The 21583-nt window shown below is 57.3% G+C and carries 21 protein-coding genes and 3 tRNA genes; 12 read left to right on the forward strand and 12 right to left on the reverse strand.

What is annotated here, in order from left to right:
• The first annotated feature begins 98 nt into the window (after window positions 1-98).
• The gene (locus OO730_RS00715; protein ID WP_264982667.1) at window positions 99-728 is read left to right on the forward strand and encodes a tetratricopeptide repeat protein; all 630 of its coding nucleotides are present in this window, start codon (window positions 99-101) and stop codon (window positions 726-728) included.
• Between the two features lie 71 nt (window positions 729-799).
• Here OO730_RS00715 and epsC read toward each other — a convergent pair whose 3' ends face one another.
• From epsC to OO730_RS00740, 5 genes are all read right to left on the reverse strand, one after another.
• Window positions 800-1720, reverse strand: a complete 921-nt coding sequence (gene epsC, locus OO730_RS00720) for a serine O-acetyltransferase EpsC (RefSeq protein ID WP_264982668.1) — start codon at window positions 1718-1720, stop codon at window positions 800-802.
• Between the two features lie 10 nt (window positions 1721-1730).
• On the reverse strand, window positions 1731-2651 hold the full coding sequence (gene cysK, locus OO730_RS00725) for a cysteine synthase A (protein WP_264982669.1): 921 nt from the start codon (window positions 2649-2651) through the stop codon (window positions 1731-1733).
• On the reverse strand, window positions 2648-3847 hold the full coding sequence (gene nifS, locus OO730_RS00730; protein WP_264982670.1) for a cysteine desulfurase NifS: 1200 nt from the start codon (window positions 3845-3847) through the stop codon (window positions 2648-2650). Before nifS ends, cysK begins: the two co-directional genes overlap by 4 nt.
• 3 nt (window positions 3848-3850) lie before the next feature.
• A complete protein-coding gene (gene nifU, locus OO730_RS00735; RefSeq protein ID WP_264982671.1) occupies window positions 3851-4708 on the reverse strand; it encodes a Fe-S cluster assembly protein NifU in 858 nt (285 codons plus the stop codon).
• A gap of 106 nt (window positions 4709-4814) precedes the next feature.
• A complete protein-coding gene (locus OO730_RS00740) occupies window positions 4815-5075 on the reverse strand; it encodes a DUF493 domain-containing protein (RefSeq protein ID WP_264982672.1) in 261 nt (86 codons plus the stop codon).
• A 195-nt stretch (window positions 5076-5270) separates the two neighbouring features.
• Here OO730_RS00740 and OO730_RS00745 point away from each other — a divergent pair, with 195 nt between their 5' ends.
• The 5 genes from OO730_RS00745 (at window position 5271) to OO730_RS00765 (ending at window position 10955) form a co-directional block, all read left to right on the forward strand.
• Window positions 5271-7409: a putative bifunctional diguanylate cyclase/phosphodiesterase gene (locus OO730_RS00745; RefSeq protein WP_264982673.1), complete on the forward strand. Its 2139-nt coding sequence runs from the start codon at window positions 5271-5273 to the stop codon at window positions 7407-7409.
• 36 nt (window positions 7410-7445) lie between these two features.
• Window positions 7446-7628, forward strand: coding sequence for a hypothetical protein (locus OO730_RS00750; protein WP_264982674.1), 183 nt, complete (start codon window positions 7446-7448; stop codon window positions 7626-7628).
• Between the two features lie 146 nt (window positions 7629-7774).
• Window positions 7775-8191 carry an Hsp20/alpha crystallin family protein gene (locus tag OO730_RS00755; protein ID WP_264982675.1) on the forward strand — a complete coding sequence of 139 codons (417 nt, stop codon included), beginning with the start codon at window positions 7775-7777 and terminating at the stop codon, window positions 8189-8191.
• 16 nt (window positions 8192-8207) lie between these two features.
• On the forward strand, window positions 8208-10706 hold the full coding sequence (locus OO730_RS00760; protein ID WP_264982676.1) for a Lon protease family protein: 2499 nt from the start codon (window positions 8208-8210) through the stop codon (window positions 10704-10706).
• Window positions 10707-10826: 120 nt separating this feature from the next.
• Window positions 10827-10955, forward strand: coding sequence for a hypothetical protein (locus OO730_RS00765; RefSeq protein WP_264982677.1), 129 nt, complete (start codon window positions 10827-10829; stop codon window positions 10953-10955).
• A gap of 55 nt (window positions 10956-11010) precedes the next feature.
• Here OO730_RS00765 and OO730_RS00770 read toward each other — a convergent pair whose 3' ends face one another.
• Window positions 11011-11607: an NAD(P)H-dependent oxidoreductase gene (locus OO730_RS00770; protein WP_264982678.1), complete on the reverse strand. Its 597-nt coding sequence runs from the start codon at window positions 11605-11607 to the stop codon at window positions 11011-11013.
• A 354-nt stretch (window positions 11608-11961) separates the two neighbouring features.
• Between OO730_RS00770 and ilvB the strand changes: the two genes are divergently transcribed.
• From ilvB to OO730_RS00785, 3 genes are all read left to right on the forward strand, one after another.
• Window positions 11962-13635, forward strand: a complete 1674-nt coding sequence (gene ilvB, locus OO730_RS00775) for an acetolactate synthase large subunit (RefSeq protein WP_264982679.1) — start codon at window positions 11962-11964, stop codon at window positions 13633-13635.
• A complete protein-coding gene (ilvN, locus tag OO730_RS00780) occupies window positions 13628-13906 on the forward strand; it encodes an acetolactate synthase small subunit (RefSeq protein ID WP_264982680.1) in 279 nt (92 codons plus the stop codon). Before ilvB ends, ilvN begins: the two co-directional genes overlap by 8 nt.
• Before the next feature lie 144 nt (window positions 13907-14050).
• The gene (locus tag OO730_RS00785; protein ID WP_264982681.1) at window positions 14051-14896 is read left to right on the forward strand and encodes a flagellin; all 846 of its coding nucleotides are present in this window, start codon (window positions 14051-14053) and stop codon (window positions 14894-14896) included.
• A 61-nt stretch (window positions 14897-14957) separates the two neighbouring features.
• On the opposite strand, the gene OO730_RS00790 is transcribed toward OO730_RS00785, so the two are convergent.
• The 5 genes from OO730_RS00790 to OO730_RS00810 form a co-directional block, all read right to left on the reverse strand.
• A tRNA-Thr gene (locus tag OO730_RS00790) sits at window positions 14958-15033 on the reverse strand.
• A 267-nt stretch (window positions 15034-15300) separates the two neighbouring features.
• Window positions 15301-15912 carry a hypothetical protein gene (locus tag OO730_RS00795; protein WP_264982682.1) on the reverse strand — a complete coding sequence of 204 codons (612 nt, stop codon included), beginning with the start codon at window positions 15910-15912 and terminating at the stop codon, window positions 15301-15303.
• Complete coding sequence (locus tag OO730_RS00800; protein WP_264982683.1) at window positions 15902-17335, reverse strand: RHS repeat domain-containing protein; 1434 nt, start codon at window positions 17333-17335, stop codon at window positions 15902-15904. The genes OO730_RS00795 and OO730_RS00800 overlap by 11 nt, the downstream gene beginning before the upstream one ends.
• A 239-nt stretch (window positions 17336-17574) precedes the next feature.
• Window positions 17575-17650 (reverse strand) — tRNA-Thr (locus tag OO730_RS00805).
• 65 nt (window positions 17651-17715) lie between these two features.
• Window positions 17716-17792 (reverse strand) — tRNA-Pro (locus OO730_RS00810).
• A 276-nt stretch (window positions 17793-18068) separates the two neighbouring features.
• On the opposite strand from OO730_RS00810, the gene OO730_RS00815 reads away from it, so the two are divergent.
• Window positions 18069-18623 carry a chemotaxis protein CheW gene (locus OO730_RS00815; protein ID WP_264982684.1) on the forward strand — a complete coding sequence of 185 codons (555 nt, stop codon included), beginning with the start codon at window positions 18069-18071 and terminating at the stop codon, window positions 18621-18623.
• Window positions 18624-18680: 57 nt separating this feature from the next.
• Here OO730_RS00815 and OO730_RS00820 read toward each other — a convergent pair whose 3' ends face one another.
• Window positions 18681-19400 carry a Smr/MutS family protein gene (locus tag OO730_RS00820; RefSeq protein ID WP_264982685.1) on the reverse strand — a complete coding sequence of 240 codons (720 nt, stop codon included), beginning with the start codon at window positions 19398-19400 and terminating at the stop codon, window positions 18681-18683.
• A 133-nt stretch (window positions 19401-19533) separates the two neighbouring features.
• On the opposite strand from OO730_RS00820, the gene OO730_RS00825 reads away from it, so the two are divergent.
• The gene (locus OO730_RS00825) at window positions 19534-20304 is read left to right on the forward strand and encodes an ABC transporter ATP-binding protein (RefSeq protein WP_264982686.1); all 771 of its coding nucleotides are present in this window, start codon (window positions 19534-19536) and stop codon (window positions 20302-20304) included.
• A gap of 22 nt (window positions 20305-20326) precedes the next feature.
• Window positions 20327-21487 (forward strand): SufB/SufD family protein, encoded by a 1161-nt coding sequence (locus OO730_RS00830; RefSeq protein WP_264982687.1) that lies wholly within the window; start codon window positions 20327-20329, stop codon window positions 21485-21487.
• Window positions 21488-21583 lie beyond the last annotated feature (96 nt).

A 21583-nucleotide genomic window follows, 5' to 3' on the forward strand; every position in this document is an offset into this window, starting at 1 on the left:
ACCGGTTGCACATTGTTTACACATGAGAAAAAACGTGTTTTGGTTTTTCCTGACCGAGCAGGTCTGAAATACGGAATTCATCATCAGGAGAAAGAAATATGGGCGTTCACAAGAGAGAACGGGAAATCGAGGAAATCAAGGAACATTATATAAAGAAAAGTTCAGCTATTCTGCTGGTTTTTCTGGCCCTTGCCGTGGGGGCGTTCATTGGCAACGCCATCACCATGTTGTACGTCGGTCAACAGCAGCAACGGGCCGGGGCGACTTCCCAGTCCGCGCCTGCACAGACCGGGGTGGAGCCGCACGAGGCCAATCCTGTGGCCCTGGCCAACCTGGAAAAGGCGGCCCAGGCCGACCCGACCAACGCGGCCAAGTGGGTGGAGCTCGGCAATTTCTGTTTTGACCACGATCTCAATGAGCAGGCCGTGACCGCCTATGAGCGGGCACTGGCCCTCAAACCCATGCAGGTGAACGTCTGGTCCGACCTCGGCGTCATGTACCGCCGGACCGGGCGGTTCGACAAGGCGGTGGAGGCCTTCGGCCATGCCGCAGCCCTGGACAAGACGCACATGACCTCCCGTTACAACATGGGCATTGTCTACCTGCACGATCTGAACGACAAACAGGCAGCTCTCAAGGTTTGGAAAGACATTCTCGCCAAAGATCCGGAAGCAAGGTCCCCCTCGGGACAGAGCCTGGCGTCCATGGTGCAGGATCTGGAAAAATAAGGTTCGGAAAATCAAGTTGAAAGGGACGGGCGCTTCGGCGTCCGTCCCTTTTCGTGTTCTTGCATTGGCGGTCAGATGCCGCCGCCGTGCTCGAAGGATTGCTGCATGGCCCTTGATTGAACGATCTGCGCGCCTGCCGGGACGTCGCGCGTGATCCAGATGTTGCCGCCGATGACGGCCTTCTTGCCGATGGTCACGCGGCCAAGGATGGTGGCCCCTGCATAGATGATGACGTCGTCCTCCACGATGGGGTGGCGGGGCAACCCCTTTATCAGCCGCTCGTCTTCGCCCTTGGGAAAGCTTTTCGCGCCCAGGGTGACGCCCTGGTAGATGCGGACGTTGTTGCCGATGATTGCGGTTTCGCCGATAACGGTGCCGGTGCCGTGGTCGATGAAGAAGGATTTGCCGATGGTCGCGCCGGGGTGGATGTCGATGCCCGTGTCCGAGTGGGCCATCTCGCCGATGATGCGGGGGATGATGTCCACGTCGAGCAGATACAACTCGTGGGCGATCCGGTGGTTGGTCAGGGCGCGGATGGACGGGTAGCAGAAGATGGTCTCGCCGTGCGTCTTGGCCGCCGGGTCGCCGTCATAGGCCGCCTCCACGTCCGTGAGGAGCAATTCCCTGATCTTCGGCAGTCGGGCTATCAGTGCCTCGGCGGTACGTTTGGCCCTGCTCTCGCAGTCCTTGCACCGTTCCTTCCTGGTGGAGTCGCAGACGAAGCAGTACCCGCGGTTGATCTGGTCGGCCAGACTGCGGGTCAGCTGGTCCAGGGTCGCGCCGAGGTAGTAGGGCATGGTGTCCGGCGTGATGTCCGACGGACCGAAATAGCCCGGGAACAGGACGCAGCGCAGGTCCTCGACGATTTTCGAGAGCACGTCCACGGACGGCATGGGGGAGTCCTCGGAATAGCGGTGGGAGGCGGAGCCGCTGTCGCCGGATTCGGTGAGCAGCGCCACCACGTCCGCAAGGGAATATTGGTCTTCGGTCATGTCGTCCTTCCTAATCGAACAGTGGGGTGCTCAGGTAGCGTTCGCCGGTGTCGCAGACGATGAAAACGATCATCTTGCCCTTGTTTTCCGGGCGGTTGGCCAATTCCAGTGCCGCAGCGCAGTTGGCGCCGGAAGAGATGCCGCCGAGGATGCCTTCCTTGACGATCAGCTTTTTGGCGGTTTCGATGGCCGTGTCGTTGTCCATGCGGATGATTTCGTCGACGATGTCGGTGTTCAGTGTCTTCGGCACGAAGCCCGCGCCGATGCCCTGGATCATGTGCGGGCCGGGCTGCCCGCCTGACAGGACCGGGGAGGCCGCCGGCTCGACTGCCACGGCTTTGAGTTCAGGCTTCTTGCCCTTGAGCACCTCGGCCACGCCGGAAATGGAGCCGCCCGTGCCCACTCCCGCCACGAAGATGTCCACCTGGCCGTCGGTGTCTTCCCAGACCTCGAGCGCAGTGGTCTTGCGGTGCATGGCCGGGTTGTCACTGTTTTCGAACTGCTGGAGCATGTGGGCGTTGTCCGTGTTCCGGACAATTTCCTCGGCCTTGGCAATGGCACCCTTCATGCCTTCGGCGGCCGGGGTGAGGATCAGTTCGGCCCCGAGTCCCTTGAGCAGCTTGCGTCTTTCGATGGACATGGACTCGGGCATGGTCAGGACGAGCTTCATCCCCTTGACCGCGCAAACGAACGCCAGGCCTATGCCGGTGTTGCCGCTGGTGGGTTCCACCAGGGTCGTGTCCTGATCGATGGCCCCGCTTTCAAGGGCGGCCTCGATCATGTTTTTGGCGATGCGGTCCTTGACCGAGCCGCATGGGTTGTTGAATTCCAGTTTGGCGACCAGGGTCGCGCCCAGCCCTTCGGAGAGCCGGTTCAGGCGAACCATCGGCGTGCGGCCGACAAGTTCCGTCATGTCATTGGCTATTTTCATTGCATGCTCCCCGGTCCGGTGCAGGCGAGCCCTTCCTTCTCGGCGGAGAAGGGGGACATCTTGCGCAGGTTCTCGATGATGGGCGGCAGGTTCTCGATCACGAAGTCGATTTCCTCTTCCGTGTTGAACCGGCTCAGGCTGAACCGGATGGACCCATGGGCAAAGGTGAAAGGCACGCTCATGGCCTTGAGCACGTGGGAGGGCTCGAGGGAGCCGGAGGTGCAGGCCGAGCCGGAGCTGGCCGCAATGCCCAACTGATCCATCATGAGCAGGATCGCTTCGCCCTCGACGTAGCCGAAAGAGATGTTGGTCGTGTTGGGCAATCGGTTTTCGGGGTCGCCGTTGACCTTGGAGTCCGGGATGGCGGCCAGGAGACCTGCCTCAAGCTTGTCGCGCAAGCGGCTGACGACCGTATTCTCGGTCTCCATGTTCTTGGCGGCCAGTTCGCACGCCTTGCCCAAGGCGATGATGCCGGTGGTGTTCTCGGTGCCGGCGCGGCGGCTCCGTTCCTGGTGGCCGCCGATGAGCAACGGGCGGAACATAAGGCCCTTGCGCACATACAGCGCTCCTACGCCCTTTGGGGCGTGCAGCTTGTGGCCGGAGAGGGAAAGCATGTCCACGGCAGAGGACTTGAGGTCTATGGACACCTTGCCCACGGCCTGGACCGCGTCGGTGTGGAAGATCACGCCGTTGTCCCGGGCGATCTGCGCCATTTCCTCGATGGGATGGATGTTGCCGGTCTCGTTGTTGGCCCACATGACCGAGACGATGGCCGTGTCGGGGCTAATGGCTTTCCGGTATTCATCGAGATCGAGCCGTCCCCGTTCGTCGGTGCCGAGGTAGGTTACTTCGTAGTTTTCCTTCTTTTCGAGGAACTTGCAGAAGCTCAGGACAGCCGGGTGTTCCACTGCGGTGGTGATGATGTGGCGCTTGTCCGGACGGGAGTTCAGCGCCGAGCGGATGGCGGTGTTGTCAGATTCAGAGCCGCAGGAGGTGAATATTATCTCGTCGCTGTCGCAGTTCAGGAGTTTGGCCACGGAGGACCGGGCTTCCTTGATGGTCACGCCGACCTGACCGCCGAAGCGGTGCATGGAAGAGGGGTTGCCGTACAGTTCGGTGAAATAGGGCTTGATGGCCTCGAAAACAGCCGGGTCCACCTGCGTGGTGGCGTTGTTGTCCAGGTAAATGGTCTTCATGATTTAGCCCTCCGTCACGGTGATCGCGGGGTCGACCTTTTCCCGGAGCTTTCCCTGTACCAGATTGTTCAGGGTGGCCTTGCTTGACGGGCAGCCGGAACACATGCCCATGAACTGGACCGTGACCGAGGTCTTGTCGATGTCCATCAGGCGGATGTCGCCGCCGTCGGCCTGAAGAGCGGGACGGATGTCGTCGTCAATGACCGATTCGATGAGGTGCATGCGCTGGATGTTGGTCATGCCCTCAGCCGGATAGGCAGGGGTGGCGGAGGGCGTTGCACAGGCAGCGGCCTCGCCTTGAGCCTCGGCCAGCAAACGTTCCAGGTCCTCGTGGCATTTGCCGCAGCCGCCACCGGCCTTGGTGAAGTTGGTGATGTCTTCCACCGACTTGAGGTCGTTTGCCTTGATGGCCTGCAGGATTTCCTCGTCGAAGACACCGAAGCATTCGCAGATCAACTCGCCTTCGTGGGAATGTTCCGCCTTGGTGCCGGCCTCGCCGCGCATGTTCTTGATGGCCTGCTCCAGGGCTTCCTGGCCCATGACCGAGCAGTGCATCTTTTCGCGTGGGAGACCGCCGAGGTATTCGGCGATGTCCTTGTTGGTCAGCTTTTCCGCCTCTTCAACGGGCTTGCCGATGAGCATCTCCGTGAGGGCGGAGCTGGAGGCGATGGCGCTGGCGCAGCCAAAGGTCTGGAATTTGGCGTCCGTGATGATGTTGTCGTCATCAACCTTGATATAGAGCGTCAACGCATCGCCGCAGGCCAACGAGCCGACTTCGCCGATGCCGTCCGCGTCTTCGATCTTACCCGCGTTGCGCGGGTTGAGAAAATGTTCTTTTACTTTGTCGGTATATTCCCACATGGCAGTCTCCGTCTGAGTGTTGTATGAATACATGTAACAAGTGCGATTCGATCGCACGGGACTATTGTAAGCACACCATGTGGGCGTGTAAAGGCGTGGGGGTAGATTATAAGGACATTAATCCGGGCACCTGGGCGGCTTTCTCGTAAACTTCCATGACAGCGACTGCCGAACACATGTTCGAAACCATGGTTACACTGGTATATTTCCCTTTTTTCGATGTCCTGGTCTCGATCTTGTCCTCGGGAAACAGGGCGGTGAAATCCGGCAGTTTATCCGTGGGCATGATGAATTTGTAGACATAGGGGCAGGGCCACTGGTGGTGGTCGTCCAAGGCCTGCATGAAGCGTGCGCGTTTTTCGGGCATGAGGTCTCCTTATCCTTTTTGAGAGCTTGGCGTCTAAACGTTTTTGCCTGGAAATGTCAAACCGCCGGCATTTGTTGTCCGGCCTGTTGCCGTGCAACCGACCATTGCTTTGAATATTATAAAACCATTTTCACGGTGTTGGGCATATGTTAATGGTACTATCTGCGCATGTGGTATAAAAAAATACGAGTTGTGATGAGTGAAATAGTTGATGTTCTCGTCGTTGATGACGAACAGATCAATCTCAGGCTGATCAAGGGAATCCTCAAGGGATATGACTTGAACCTGGTGATGGCGGAGTCCGCATCGCAGGCCTTGGAAAGCCTGGAGGATCACGATTATGCCGTGGCGTTGCTGGACGTCATGATGCCGGGGATGAATGGTTTCGAACTGGCCGAGGAATTGCGCAGTTCGGAAGCCACCAAGCATATCCCCATCATCTTCATCACGGCCATCAGCAAGGAGCAGCGACATATTTTCCGTGGGTATGAACTCGGGGCGGTCGATTACCTTATCAAGCCTGTCGAGCCAGAGGTTTTGCGAGGAAAAACGAATATTTTTGCCGACCTGCACAGGAAAAAACGCTCCCTTGAAGAAACGACCCGCCGTCTGGAAGCGACCGTGGCGGAGCTTGAGGCCTCCCAGGTGGCGCTCAAGGAATCGGAACAGCGCTACCGCATGGTGGCCGATTACAACTACGACTGGGAAATCTGGTTTGCCCAGGATGGCGGGATTCATTACATGTCGCCGTCCTGTGAACGGATCAGCGGGTATAATCCCGAGCAGTTTCAGGACGATCCTACGCTGATACAGCGCATTATTCACCGGGACGATCTTCCCGGATGGCTCAGCTTCATAAGCGATGAAAGCCTGGACGACGAGAAGAGCCTGGACTTCAGGATCAACGACGCCGGCGCCAAGCTCAAGTGGCTGAGCATGGTCAGGCACGCCATTCATGGCGAGGAAGGTGAGGAGATGGGCATTCGCGTGTCCATGCGTGACGTCACCAACAGGAAGAGCATGGAGCGGCAACTGGAGCACCGGACGCTGCATGATTCCCTGACAGGCCTCCCGAACAGGGCACTGTTCATTGACCGCGTGGGACAGGCTGCGGAGCGTGCCTCCCGGTCCGAGGGGTGGTTCGCGGTCCTGTATATCAATCTGGACCGATTCCAGGCCGTGAATGACCACTATGGCCACTCCGTGGGTGACAAACTCATGGTGGCCATTGCCGTCCAACTGCAGAAGACGGTTCGTCCTGCGGACACCGTGGCCCGGTTCGGAAGCGATGAATTCGGCGTTCTTATTGAAGATGTTGCCCGTAAATCGGATGTCAGCGGCCTCATTGCCATGATCCACAATTCCATCAAGGATTCGATTGACGTGGACGGCAACAAGTTCACCATTTCAGCCAGCATCGGTTACGAGATCGCGTCGGCGGGACATGTGGATGCCGAAGACATGGTCCATAATGCCCAGGTGGCCATGAATGAGGCCAAGCAACGGGGCAAGAGCCGCATCGTCGTCTACAACAAGAAGATGCGGGAAGGAGTCGTCAATGTCCTGGCCATGGAGCAGGATCTCATCCGCGCCCTGAAGGCGGGTGAATTCGAACCGTATTTTCAGCCCATAGTCAATCTTGCGGACGGCACACTCTACGGGTTTGAGACCCTGACGCGGTGGAATCATCCGGATCGCGGCATGGTCAGCCCCGGTGAGTTCATTCCGGTGGCCGAGGAGACCGGGTTGATCGTCGAGCTTGGAATCCGGATTCTTGAAGAGGCCTGCCATGTCATGGAAGGGTGGCGGCAGAAATATCCCGCTGCCAGGGATCTCAACATTGCCGTCAACATTTCCGCGAGGCAGTTTTCCGAAGCGGCATTGGCGACCTCGGTGGGACGAATCTTGGACAGCACCGGGCTGCCGGCCAGTTGCCTCAAGCTTGAGATCACGGAAACGGTCGTCATGCTGGATGCGGTCAAGTCCGTCAACCAGCTGAACATGTTGAAAAAACTCGGCATCATGCTGTCTATCGACGATTTCGGCACCGGGTATTCCTCCATGAGCTATCTTCAGAAGTTTCCAACGGACCAGCTCAAGATAGACTTGAGCTTTGTCCAGAGGATGGAAACGGCCCCCGAAAACATTGAGATTGTCCGTGCCATCGTCAACATGGCGCACAGTTTGCGCCTGCGCGTGGTGGCGGAGGGCATCGAAACCGAGCGCCAAAGGGACTTGCTTTATTCATTGCAATGCGATTACGGTCAGGGCTATCTGTACTCGAAGCCGCTTCCCAAAGCGGAAGCTGAGGAATTTGTCAAGAATTCCGAATAGATCGCAACCAATAGCAAAGTAATGGAGCCTTTGTTCATGAATCTGAGCGCACCGCAGTTGATCACCTGGGTAATCGGCGTCATCATCGGAGTGGTCGGCATCCTCATTCAGATTGACGTCATGTCCGTTCCCGCACTTGAAGATCTCGTGAGGCCGTTTTGGCTCGTTTCAACCGGATTCGTCGTCCTGGCCGTATCCTCCCTGTTCCGTAGCCTGTAGTTCCGATCCCTTTTTTGCCAAGTAAGGGGGGCCGCCGTTTTTTCGGCGGCCCCCCTTGTCCTTTTTTTGCGATATATGATAGCTTGTAACATCCTTTCATGACTATGAGTTCGTATGAAGGAATACTGCTCAGGAGGAATGCTTTCATGGCTGATTTGAAACGATGGAGCCGTAACGAGATTTCACGCATGCGAAGTGAAATGGATAGGCTTTTCGATGATTTGTGCCTGGACTTTGACCTCCCGGCCATGGTCTGCCGAATGTCCGGCGATCTCGAACTGAGCGAGGAAGGCGATACCCTCGTGGCCCGGTTGGAATTGGGAAACATCAAACCCGATGACGTGCAGGTATCCGTGCATGAGCGTCGATTGATCATTACGGCGGAGTATGTCGAGGTGAGCGGGAAGATCAGGAGTTCGCGGACCCTTCGCAAAGAAGTCAGGCTGCCGTGCCTCATCCGTACGAACGGGGTCAAAGCTGTCTACAAGGATGGCGTACTTACCGTGAAACTGCCGAGATGTATCAGTCAGACTGGACAACGGATTGAAATTAAAAGGAAATAAAATACGGAGACAAACAATGGTCAAAAAGAATGACACGTGTGAGGTTCCCGTTGAAAAGCTCAAGTGGACTCCCGATTCCAAGCAGCTTCCCTTCAAGACCACGGACGACCTGGATCCCCAGAACGAGATCATCGGGCAGCGGCGCGGGGTGGAGGCATTCCGTTTCGGCATGGGGATGATCAAGCAGGGATACAATATATTCGTCACAGGAGAGCCCGGCCTTGGCCGTTTGTCCACGGTGCGTCGGCTTCTGGAGGAAATGACGGACAACGACCAGACGCCTTGCGATCTGTGCTACGTCAACAATTTCAAGCAGCCGGAAGCGCCGATCATGCTCCGGTTCAAGCCGGGCGAGGGTGAACGGTTCAAGAAGGACATCCAGAACTTTCTCGACGTCATCAAGCGGGAAGCCCCGCAACTCTTCGAGAGTGAGGAGTACATCAACCGCAAGAACCAGATCGCCGAGGCCCATGAAAAGAAGGTCATGAGCTTCTACAAGGCCATCGAGGATCAGGTGAAGGACACCGGTCTGGTCGTGGTCCGCATGCAGATGGGCCCTATCCAGCGGCCTGACGTGGTCCCTCTCGTGGACGGCGAACCCAAGCGTATGATCGAGCTGGAAGAGTTGGTTGAGCATGGCCGTTTTCCCCGGGACGAGTTTGAACGTTTGCGGGATAAGCGTTTGGAATTAAAAGAAGAAATAGACCAGATCGTGCAGGAGTTGAAGACCCTTCAGAAGGAGGTCGGAGAAAAGCACGAGGAAGTGGATCGGCTCATGTTCATGGCGTTGGCCCAGGATTTCATGAAGCCGCTGCGCAAGAAGCACGAAGACGACAAGGTGTTGCAGTTCCTGGATTCCATGCTGGAAAACATGGTCGAGGATCTGGAGGCCATCAAGGGATTGGGAGGCGGCGCAAAGCAGGGGCCCATCCCCGGACTGATGTTGCCCGGGCCGTCGCCGCAAATGGTCTTTCACCCCTATCAGGTCAACCTCTTGGTGGACAATTCCGAAACCGAGGGGGCGCCGGTCATAGTGGAATCCTATCCCACCTACCGAAATCTGTTCGGCTCAATTGAACGAGTCATGGACCGGAACGGCGGTTGGCACACGGACTACACCAAGATCAAGGCCGGTTCTTTCGTCAAGGCCAACGGCGGTTACCTGGTGATCAATCTCATGGATGCGATCATGGAGCCGGGGGTCTGGCAGACATTGAAGCGGGCTCTGAAAACCGAAGAGATCGAAATTGAAACATTTGATCCGTATTATTTCATCAGCGCCACCGGCCTCAAGCCGGAGCCGATCAAAATGGAAGTGAAGGTCGTGGTTCTCGGCAGCCCGTATCTCTATACACTGCTCAAGCACTATGACGAGGACGTCCCCAAGATATTCAAGGTGCGTGCGGATTACGAGTCGAGCATGGACATTACCGACGAATCCATGCGCCAGGTGGCCCGTTTCATCCGCAAGGAGATAGACAAGAACGGGCTCAAGCCTTTTGATGTCGGTGGAGTCGCCGCCGTCATGGAGGAGGCTGTGCGCTGGTCGGGCCGTCAGGAGAAGATCTCCACCGCCTTCCCGGCCATGGCAGACCTGTTGAGCGAGGCGAACTTTTTCGCCGGACGGGCAGGGGCCGAGGTGGTCACGGGCGATCATGTGAAAGAAGCCGTCCAGGCCAAGATATACAGGGCCAATCAGGTTGAGGAACGCATCCAGGAGATGATCGACCGGGGCAGTCTGTTCGTGGACACGGACGGCGAAGTGGTGGGCCAGGTCAACGGCCTGGCCGTCTATTCCCTGGGCGACTACATGTTCGGCAAGCCCGCCAGGATCACGGCGGTCACCGCGCTGGGCAAGGAGGGGATCATCAACATCGAGCGCGAGGCGGACATGTCCGGACCGACGCACAACAAGGGCATGCTCATCCTGTCGGGGTTTTTGCGCAGTCGGTTTGCCCAGGACAAGCCCTTGTCGCTGGCCGCCTCCATTGCCTTTGAACAGTCGTACGGCGGCATAGACGGTGATTCCGCGTCTTCCACCGAGTTGTATGCGCTCCTGTCCAGCCTTTCGGGCCAGCCTCTCCGGCAGTACGTGGCGGTCACGGGTTCCGTGAACCAATACGGCGAGGTGCAGCCCATCGGCGGGGTGAACCAGAAAATTGAAGGATTCTACTTGTGTTGCAAAAACGCCGGGTTGACTGGAAAACAAGGGGTCATGATCCCGTACCCCAACGTCAAGGACCTCATGCTGCGCGAGGAAGTCATCGAGGCCGTCAAGGCAGGCAAGTTCCATGTCTGGGCGGTAAAGAACATAGACCAGGGGATCGAGATACTGACCGGCATCAAGGCCGGTGAGCGCACCAAATCCGGCGCGTACCCCAAGAATACCATCAACCGCATGGTGGATGACAAACTCAAGGGACTGGCAGACAAGCTCATTGCCTACGGCAAGGACGAGAACGACAAGAAACCGGCCAGGAAGAAGTCGGCACCGAAAAAGAAGTCGGCAAAATAGTAGGATTCATTCCTGAAAACTGTTGAGTCAGGAAAACAAAAGGGTTACGGTATTTCCGTAACCCTTTTTTGCGGAGTGAAAATGAATCTGTTGCGGTTGAATATCTGGCGGAAGTGCATTTTGGCTGGCTTCGTGGTGGCGGTGGTCGCCATGTTCGCCATTGACTGGGGCTACCATTTCCATGTCGGCCACGTGGTCCGCCTGCTCGTGGGGACCGTTGCCTTCTGGCTGGCGGTGGACCGGTTGTAGCAGGGGGTGATCAGTTGTGATCGGCCGCATTCCAACGGTTCACCGGTCGTCGTGATCACGATTTCGGGAACGCGTTCGCCACGGCCTCGGCTACTTCGGCCAGCCAGGTTTGCCGTTCTTCCAATGTGCTGGTGACGATGATGCGGAAGATGTGCCGGGTCACGTCCTGCACGCCGCACAGGTCGAAAACGCAATCTTTCCATATCCGGTCAAGCGGATCACCGAAAATGCGATCCTCCCGTTCCGCGGAAGTGTTGGACGTGTTGAACACCAGGGCTTTATCCGCCTTGAGCAATCCCACGGGTACGCCTTCTCCCGAATCGCCTTCCACGAACTCGTATGCCACTCCGGGGCGCATGATACGGTCCACCCAGCCTGTTAGAATGGCGGGCGGCATGCCCCACCAGTTGGGATGCACGACAATGATGCCGTCAGCCGTCGCCGTTTCCCGGCAATGGGCGGCGATGGTCGCGGGAAGATCGGCCCTGCGGGGGATTTCTGCTGCAGGCAGGAGGGCGTCGAATTCCTCGGCGCAGAGGTCGTGAAAGATGGGTACGTGGCCGTTGTCTTTCAGCGTTTGTATCGCCTGGCGAGCAATGGCATGATTGAAGCTGGCCGGGTCGGGATGGGCCAGGATTACCAATATATCCATGGGGTACCTCCGGGGTTCGCCGAATAATAGCGGTAAGTCCGGAAATGGCAAGTGTTTGGGGGGACTCGAAAAACGCTTGACCTTTTTTGTTGGCCCGATTAGGTGAATTGATAACAAATCAAAGGAAACATTCCGATGTTGCGCATTCAAAACACCATTTCCATTATTCCCGCCGGCCTAATCGTGGCCGACGTATGCGTCGTAGTGGACGTAGTAGTAGGTGGTGTCTATAGGGACGCGCCATAGCGGGATAATATCAATCGATTTTCAAAACCCCCGTCGGTGCGTACCGGCGGGGGTTTTTTGTTGGGATTCCCGCCAGATGCAGACGACGGGTTCAAACAGGAGGCTCTCATGAAATTGAACGGTGCGGAAATCATCATCAAATTGTTGGAGCGGCAGTCCATAGAGACCATCGCAGGGATACCCGGCGGGGCGAATCTGCCTCTCTATGACGCCCTCGGCCAGTCGACCATCCGGCACATCCTGACCCGGCATGAGCAGGGAGCCGGGTTCATCGCCCAGGGCATGGCCCGAGTCACGGGCAAGCCTGCAGTGTTCTTCGCTACGTCCGGTCCGGGCGCCACCAACACCCTGACGGCCATTGCCGACGCCAAGCTCGACTCCATCCCCATCATCTGCATCACCGGTCAGGTGCCGTTGGCCATGATCGGCACCGACGCCTTTCAAGAGGTGGACACCTACGGGTTGAGCGTGCCCATCACCAAGCATAATTTTCTTGTCCGGTCCGCTGAAGACCTGCTCCACGTCATTCCCGCCGCCTTCCGCATAGCCGCCTCCGGCCGTCCCGGCCCGGTGGTTATCGACGTGCCCAAGGACGTTCAGATGGCCGAGGTGGAGTTCGACGAGTGGCCCGAGCCAGGCATGCCCGAACCGACCGCCGAGTTGATTCCCGCCGAGGTCCAGCGGGCGGCCGACATGATCAACCGGGCCGAGAAGCCCATCCTGTATCTCGGCGGCGGCGTCATCCAGTCCGGTTCCGCCGGGTTGGCCAGGGAATTGGCCGAGAAGGGCGGCATCCCGGCTGCCATGACCCTCATGGGGCTTGGAATCATGCCCACGACCCATCCGCTGGACATCGGCATGCTCGGCATGCACGCGGCACGGTATACGAATCTGGCTCTGGACGAGTGCGATTTGCTCGTGGCCATCGGCGTCCGCTTCGACGACCGGGCAACCGGCAAGGTTCCGGAGTTCTGTCCCAACGCCAAGATCGTGCATATGGACATCGATCCCAGCGAGTTGGACAAGATCAAGACGGCCACCGCGTCCGTGACCGGCGACGTCAAGGATTCCCTGGCGGCAATCCTGCCTCTGATCGAGAAGCAGGATCGCGTCGATTGGAATCGCGGTGTCCAGGCCCTCAAGAAGGCTCACCCCATGGTCGTTCCCGGGGCTGACGATCCGACATCCCCGTACGGCGTCATCCTCAAGGCGGCGGAGTTGGCGGGCGAAAACGCTATCGTCTGCACCGACGTGGGGCAGCACCAGATGCGTACCGCCCAGGTGTATCCGTTCACCTCGCCGCGTTCCTGGCTGACCTCCGGCGGGCTGGGCACCATGGGGTTCGGCATGCCCGCGTCCCTGGGAGCCGCCCTGGCCGCACCCGACCGCACCGTGATCTGCTTTTCCGGCGACGGCTCGATCATGATGAATATCCAGGACTTGGCCACGGCCATGGAGTACGATATCCCGATCAAGATCATCCTGACCAACAACAATGCGCTTGGTCTTGTCCGCCAGCAGCAGGACCTTTTCTACGGGAAGCGCTACACCGCGTCCGAATACACCCGAAGCGTGGATTTCATGAAGATAGCCGAGGGGTTCGGCATCAAGACACACGACCTGTGCAGCAGCGATGATCCGGTCGGTACCCTGGCAGAGGCCCTGGCCGAGCCCGGTCCGTCCCTGATCCATGTGGTCATCAACGCCGACGAGCCCGTGTATCCCATGGTTCCCCCCGGAGCCGCCAATAGCGAAATGATCGGAGGTGAGAAAAATGTGTAAGCAGACCGTCATCGAACTGTCCGTGAGGAATCATCCGGGCGTCATGTCGCATATCTGCGGCCTGTTCGCCCGCCGGGCCTACAATGTGGAGGGCATCGCCTGCATGCCGGTCAACGGCGGCGGCACCAGCCGCATCTGGCTGCTGGTCAACGCTGATCAGCGCCTCGACCAGATGCTCAAGCAGGTGGACAAGCTGCAGGACGTGCTCGGCGTGGAACGGCATGACGGTGGTCACGCTGTATTTGCCAAGATGTCCGAATTCGTTCAATAAATTGCCATCAGCATCCTGTTTGAAAGGCCGACTTTTCGTCGGCCTTTTTCTTTTGTCGCCCGTCGCTTTGGCCCCTCCCTAAAGATATTGCTCAGGCCGTCGATAACGTATGTGTATTAATATATCTGCCGTCCGGGAGACGCCATGGCTTTGACGGATATAGAAAAGAGCTTTCTCTACACCTATTCGCAGCAGTTGTTGCAGCAGGATATGCTGACCAACCGTTTGTTCGGTTCGTCCGCAGTCGGACGCGACCTGCGTAGTCTGGTGCTGGGCGATCCGGTCAGGGCCACCACCTTTACCAACCCGTTCGAGCAGGCCATGTCCGGCACGTTGCGTGCCGATGCCCAGTCGGTCCGCCAGGCCTCCCGCAACGTGGGTGAGGCGGCCGCCATGATGGGCGTGGCGCGAACCGAGATGGCGACCATCGTCGATGCCCTGGACGAGATGGAAGATATGATCGACAAGATCAACTCGGGGGAGCTGGACGGCACCAGCCTGGTTGTCCAGGGGGATTTCGACGCCTTGCGGGACAAGATAACCGGGGCCATCTCCGGGGCCGATTACAACGGCATAGCCGTGCTGGACAGCTCCCAGTGGGACACCAGCCAGATCGATGCCACCGGCAACGTGCACATCCAGTCCAGCGCAAGCGGAGGCTTCGATATTACCTTCCATTCCGTCGATGATCCGTCGAGCGGCGTGAACTGGTCGGATCTGACCGGAGCCGACCTCGGCGCGGCAGGGACGCGGGCGACTCAACTCGGCTACGTGCAGACCCTCAAGAGCGAGATGGAGTCGATTCTGGACGTGTACCAGGGCAAGGAGGACTCCCTCCAGTCCCAGGAAATACAGCTCCAGAGCCAGGCCCAGTTGCTCGACAAGGCCGCCCAGATGCGCATGCCGTCCGATCCGGACTATTCCCTGGAAAAACTCCTGGCCGATCTCGTGGCCGACCAGCTCGGCAGCATCGTGGACAGTTCAGGGTAGGGCGTTGTGAATTCGGATAAAAGAGAAAGCCGCTGATCTTGCGATCAGCGGCTTTGATATGTGGAGCTGACGAGCAGGATTGAACTGCCTACCTCGTCCTTACCAAGGACGCGCTCTACCGATTGAGCTACGTCAGCTTTTCAGCTGGTTTCGATGAAACGCCGGACCGGTTTGAATCGGTCCAGCGGGGTATTTCATCGTTTGGTCGGGATGAGAGGATTTGAGCCTCTGCCCCTTGAACCCCATGGCCGGAGTTGAATTTTATATATTGAAATTATTTAATAATTTTTTTGAGCGGATGTCCCTTCTGTGTGATGACAGCTATTCTGTGCCGCGAGAGGTTGTCCTTGGCAATGCAATTCCCAAATGGGTGACAGTGGCGTTTATTGAGGCAATTTGAGTTCTCAATAAGTGCCAACCTTTTTACCTCCCACTTCAATGTGGACGAGTTCCATGTTTCCTTGGCCAATCAGACCAATATCGGAGGCATACTTTGACGGGATGTTGCGGCTACATCGTATCGCCAGCACTGTTCTCTCTTTTCCGAACAGCTTCCGTTGTGTTTTGTCTGCCTGGCGGCATACATTTAAACCGGGCGTAGCTCGGTGAAGATCGTGTGTTCCCGCAGGAAGAAGGGCTACGGGGTTGGCCCAGTGTTTGGTCCCCAGGTCCAGAAGAATCGAATCCTTTACACCGCCGTTCAAAGGGTATCCCCTGCGCATAAGACGTGAATCGACAACATATAAGCCGTAAACTTCCGAAAGAGTTCTCATTCCGCCGCACTCTTCGGAGGGGAGGGCGGGAAACACCGTCTCTTCCTCGACCATAAGCACACCCGAGTCGGTCCAGGCAATGCCCCGGACCGTCATTTCCGTCCCGTGTCCATCGGCGTAAAAGTAACGTACTCCGGGAATGGGACCGAGAAAACTCTTGGCGGACAATGCGTCCGCAGCATGGCAGAAGGACGCGGGCAATACACAAACAAATACGAGAACAGATAGGGCATTACCGCTCAACAACTGCCGTTTCACCTGTCCAAGGATTATTCGCAGTACAAATTCCAGGTTCCGAGGCATCTCCCCGGCCAACCCAGCAGGTTGCTCTTGTCGTTTGTGTTTCATGTTGATTCGTTTCTCTATAGAGTGTTTTTTCTTCCAAAATGGTTTTACCTTCTGAGGGGCAAATTCTGACGCGTCGACATGCTTTTCTTTCCACCACCGGGGTAACGCGTTTCCAACTTGCTATTGCGGCGGCGCCCGTCAGATTGGAGGCTTTGATATATACTTCGTAATGCGGCTCACGTTCATACGCATGTTGCCAATCATCGCTTTCCAGGCCTTCCCGACAAACTTCAATTGTACATTTGCAATTTGGGTGTGGCCTTTTGGATTCAACGTCGGCATCTTCTTGCAGCGTCCCATCAAGGCGGGAACATTGTTGACATGCACCTTCGTTGGCTCGCCAAACATAAACATCCCGCCAGCTGAGCTTTTCCTTCAACAACAGCGCTGAGTCGTCAATAAAATCGTTGAAGCTGGTAAGCCCCAGCGGGTCCACCCCATTCACCGGATCATCCAGACAATACCCATACCAATCCGGATCACCGCCTTTATCCCCAATGGGATCAGGCGTGGTCCACCGACTGGTGTTCACGTCGTAGTCACGCCAACCAAAACGGACGAACCCCAAATCGCGGTCATGCAGTCCGCCCGCAAAGCCGAAGGGTATGCGGAAGCTCGGATTGGTGTCCTCGATGATGCCGCCGAATGGATCGTACAGGACCTCCTTTATCATGTTGCCGTGTGCATCGGCAACAACGCGCAGGGACCCGACCTGGTCGTAGTGCAGGGTGAATACGGCACCGTCTTCGCGGCGTATGGCCGAGGGAATCCGCGCGTTATCCGCGTAGTCGAACGTATAACCCATGTGCCCGTCGTGGAACGCGCCAAGCCTGATGAAGTCAAGCCATTGGTAGGCCTCGACGAGTTTGCCGTTGAAATATTTGGCTGCCCGCTGGCCGTCATCATCGTGGTGGTAGGTGTAGACACGATTTTGGTCTTCCACCTCCATCTTGAGCAGGCGATAGTCCGGCGCGTACTCGTACAGATGGTACGTGCCGCCGTTCGACCAGATGGAGCGGAACCCGTTGTCGTCGTGGGTGTACGTGTTGTTGCCCGCGCGGAGCAGACGGTTGTCCATGGTGTACTGATAGTCGCGGTAGCTCGGCCCGGCGGTGGCGGGCAGGTAGTCCCGGATGCGGCGGCCTTGGCTGTCGTAGAGGCACTGGCAGATCAGCCTGCCGTCCAGGTGCGCCTCGAAAAGGCGGCCTTCCTTGTCGTAGGAGTATTTCCAGGTAACGGATTTTCCGGCCACGGTTTCCTGTTTCTCAATGATTCGACCGTTCCGGTCGTGCCGCAATTGGTATGAATAGGGGGGCATTGTCTCCTCTCGGGTTTCGTTCCCGGAAACCTTCTCCGGGAATCCGAATCAGCATACCCCCGGTTTTCGGCAAAACCCGGTTTTGTGAACGAATGTAGAGTAAAAACAGCCTATAAGATAAAATGAGCGCTTGACATACTTTTGAAATCAACTGCTTCTGGCAATGCCGCGCTCAAAGACGGAAAGAGGGAGAGGCAAAAGAGAAAGCCGCTGATCTTGCGATCAGCGGCTTTGATATGTGGAGCTGACGAGCAGGATTGAACTGCCTACCTCGTCCTTACCAAGGACGCGCTCTACCGATTGAGCTACGTCAGCTTTTCAGCTGGTTTCGATGAAACGCCGGACCGGTTTGAATCGGTCCAGCGGGGTATTTCATCGTTTGGTCGGGATGAGAGGATTTGAACCTCCGACCCCTTGAACCCCATTCAAGTGCGCTCCCAGACTGCGCTACATCCCGACGCGAAGTGAGTAACTATCCGCGAGCGGTTTGGTTGTCAATCATTTTTTGCGGAAAAATTGCACCCCTTGCTTTTTTTTTGATATATATATCGACAGGAAATAGGTGACACGTTGTATCGGGGCCGGAAATATTTATAATGGTTTTTTCATGTCGGCGTGTATATTGAGTAATTAGAGAATGGCATCGTTTCAAAAGGCTCTGTCGCAAGTAGGGCCAGACCATCCGATGCAGCAAGGCGATATCATGAAGGTGAAAATATAACAGGGGGTTCCCATGATTGATGAAGCGTTGAAGGATATCAATCAATTTTTGACCTTTACCTTGGGCAAGGAAATCTTCGCTCTCGACATCGGCACGGTGCGCGAGGTCCTGGAACTGACCTCCATCACCAAAATCCCGAGGACCCCGAAGTTCATGCGCGGCGTCATCAATCTGCGCGGGCATGCCGTGCCCGTCGTGGACATGCGTCTCAAGCTGGGAATGAGCCAGGGCGAGGATACGGTGGACACCTGCATCATCATCGTGGAGATCGAATTCGAAGGCGAATTCACGATCATGGGCGCGTTGGTCGATTCGGTGCGCGAAGTCTTCGAGATGACCCCGGACACCATCGAGCCGGCTCCCAAGATGGGCGCGGCCATCAATGCCGAGTACATCAAGGGCATGGGTCGTCAGAACGACCAGTTCATCATCATCATCGACATCAACAAGATATTCTCCGCAGAGGAGCTGGCCATGGCCAAGGAACTGGCCGGGCTGGGCGGCGGAGCCGAGCAGGCCCCGGCCGAAGAAGCCCATGCCGCAGAATCCGCTGCGGCACCCGCTTAGAAAGCAAAAACCCCCGTCCGAAAGGGCGGGGGTTTTTTCATGCCCGGCAACCCGGATCTAGTCGGACCGGGTGAAAATGTCCCATCGCACTTTGCCCTGGGTCTTTTTTTGTTTCCTGAGCAGTACGTATACGGCCCCTGCGCCGCCGTCCTTGGGCTGGGCGGTGCAGAAGGCGAGGACAACCCGTCTGAGCGGGTCCCGGGTCAGCCAGGTGCCCACCTCGGAGCGGAGGACTCCTAGACCGCCCGGTGAATTGCGGCCCCTGCCCGTGACTACCAGGACGCAGCGGTAGTTTTGCAGGTAGCTTTCCTTGATGAAGAAGAGAAGGCTCTCCTGTGCCTGATCCTGGGTCATGCCGTGCAGGTCGAGGTGCGCGGACACGCTCAGGGAGCCGGATTTGAGCTGCTGGAAGGTCTTGATGTCCAGGCCGCGCACGTATCCGTAGAGGAACTCGTCCGTGTATTCGAGTTCGAATTCGATCTCCCCGCGCATGAAACGGTCGAGGTCGCGGCGGGTTTCGTCTTCCGGCGAAATCGCCGGTTGCTTGGGGGCTTCCGGAGACGGAGCGACCTGGCGTCCGGAGCTGCCGTCCATCTTTTCGACGCCCTGCATGGCGTTCAGGAAGATTTCCTCATCCCGAGGTGCATCCGGGGGGTTGACTTTCTCCTCAGGAGCCTCATTTTTCTTTTCGTAAGGAAGGGAATAGATGTCCTCTTTTTCCTTCTTGAACTTGATCTGCTTGAGATCGCCTAGATCGGTTATACGCTTTTTAGCCATTGTAATTCCATCCTTTGGTCGAACCGAGTATATCCAATCCCCCCGGGGGAGCAAGTCCCGTATCATTCACTGGACTTCCGGGGCGCGCTTAAGTATTGAGCCTGTTGCGAAACGATTCAAAGCGAGGAATGCGATGCTGACCATAGAAGACCTGCATGTCAACATTGGCGATAAAGAGGTCCTCAAGGGGATCAATCTCCAAATAAATGAAGGGGAAACGTTCATCCTCTTCGGACCCAACGGTTCCGGTAAGACCTCCTTGCTCATGTCGCTCATGGGCTTTGGCGGATACGAGGTGACCAAGGGTAGGATCATATTCAAGGGCAAGGATATCACCGACGCCCCCATGTATGAGCGTGCCCGGCTGGGGCTGGGCATGTCCTTTCAGCGTCCCCCGACCATCCACGGCCTGCGAACCCGCCATCTGGTGCAGATGTGTTCCCGCAAGGGCAACGTGAACCCCGACCTGCTGGCCGAGACCGTGAACATGACCGAATTTCTCGACCGTGACATCAATGCGGGATTTTCCGGCGGCGAGATTAAGCGGTCAGAGTTGCTTCAGTTGATGGCCCAGCAGCCGGACCTCGTGCTCTTTGACGAGCCCGAATCCGGCGTGGACATGGAAAACATGCAACTGGTCGGCAAGGTTGCCCGTGACGTGCTGGACGGCAATTTCGATCTGGCCCCGGATTTGGCCACGGATCTGAGTCTCAAGGAGCGCAAGGCGCAGACCAAGACCGCAGGGCTGATCATCACCCATACCGGGTACATCCTGGACTACGTCAACGCCGATCGCGGCCAGGTTCTGTATCAGGGCCACCTGTGTTGTGAGGGCCGTCCCAGGGACATCCTGGATCATATCCGCCAGCACGGCTACCAGGAATGCGTTCGCTGCATGAACTAGCAACTCCCCATGGAGACAGAATATGAGCAAAGTCGATCTGAAAGATTTCAATTTTGACGGGGTGAGCCAGGCAGCCATCGCCGACCTGAACGAATTGTCCCAGGAGGACAAGGATCAGCTCCTCATGGCGGGGGTGGTCACGGACCTGTCGACCCGTTCCGCCACATTCCTGCAGATGGATCAGTCCTCGGTGCACTGTCAGTCCAAGGACGACAACGTCGAGATCATGGACATCAAGGACGCCCTGAAGAAATACGACGGACTCAAGGAGTATTTCTGGACCCAGGTGGACCCGGACAAGGACGAATACACCCGTGAGGCCCACGACAACCTGCACGGCGGGTACTTCATCCGCGTCAAGGCCGGCGCCAAGATCAAGGACCCTATTCAGTCCTGTCTGATGCTCAAGTCCGAGCAGGTGGGCCAGAACGTCCACAACATCGTGATCATCGAAGAGGGCGCCGAAGCGCATATCATTACCGGCTGTTCCGTGGCCCACGGCACCAAGGCCGGTGCCCACCTCGGCATTTCCGAATTTTTCGTCAAGAAAAACGCTTCGTTGACCTTTACCATGGTGCATAACTGGTCCGATAGCGTCGCGGTCCGACCGCGTTCCGCGGGTGTGGTCGAGGAGGGCGGTAAATTCTTGAGCAACTACGTGCTGCTCAAGCCGGTCAAGGATCTGCAGATGTACCCCTCCATCGAGTTGAACGGCTCGGATTCCGTGGCCCGCTTCAATTCAGTGGTTGTGGCCACCGAAGGTTCCCTCCTGGACATGGGCAACCGTGTGATCATGAACGCCCCGAACACCCGGTGTGAGATCATCGCCCGAACCATCTCCTCGGGCGGCACCATAATCAACCGGGGCCACATCGCCGCCCACCACGTCCCGAGCAAGGGACACCTGGAATGTCAGGGCCTGATACTCGGCGGCGGACGTATCTGGGCCATTCCCGAGTTGGACGGCACCGAGGAGGGTGTGGAGCTCTCCCACGAGGCTTCCGTGGGCAAGATCGCCCAGGAGGAAATCGAATATCTCATGGCCCGCGGCCTGGATGAGGACGAGGCGACTTCCACCATCGTACGCGGCTTCCTGAACACCGACATCATGGGACTGCCCGAAAGGCTTCAAAAGGAAATAGACAAGCAGATCGAGGAATTGCAGTCATCCGACGCAATGTAATTCCTGATGGATACGTATTCAAAGGGCGGCAACTTCGGTTGCCGCCCTTTGATTTTTCCATGCCGGGGAATTATCTCTTGAACTCGGTTGCGTGAC

This window comes from Pseudodesulfovibrio portus (genome assembly GCF_026000375.1).
Taxonomy (GTDB): domain Bacteria; phylum Desulfobacterota; class Desulfovibrionia; order Desulfovibrionales; family Desulfovibrionaceae; genus Pseudodesulfovibrio; species Pseudodesulfovibrio portus.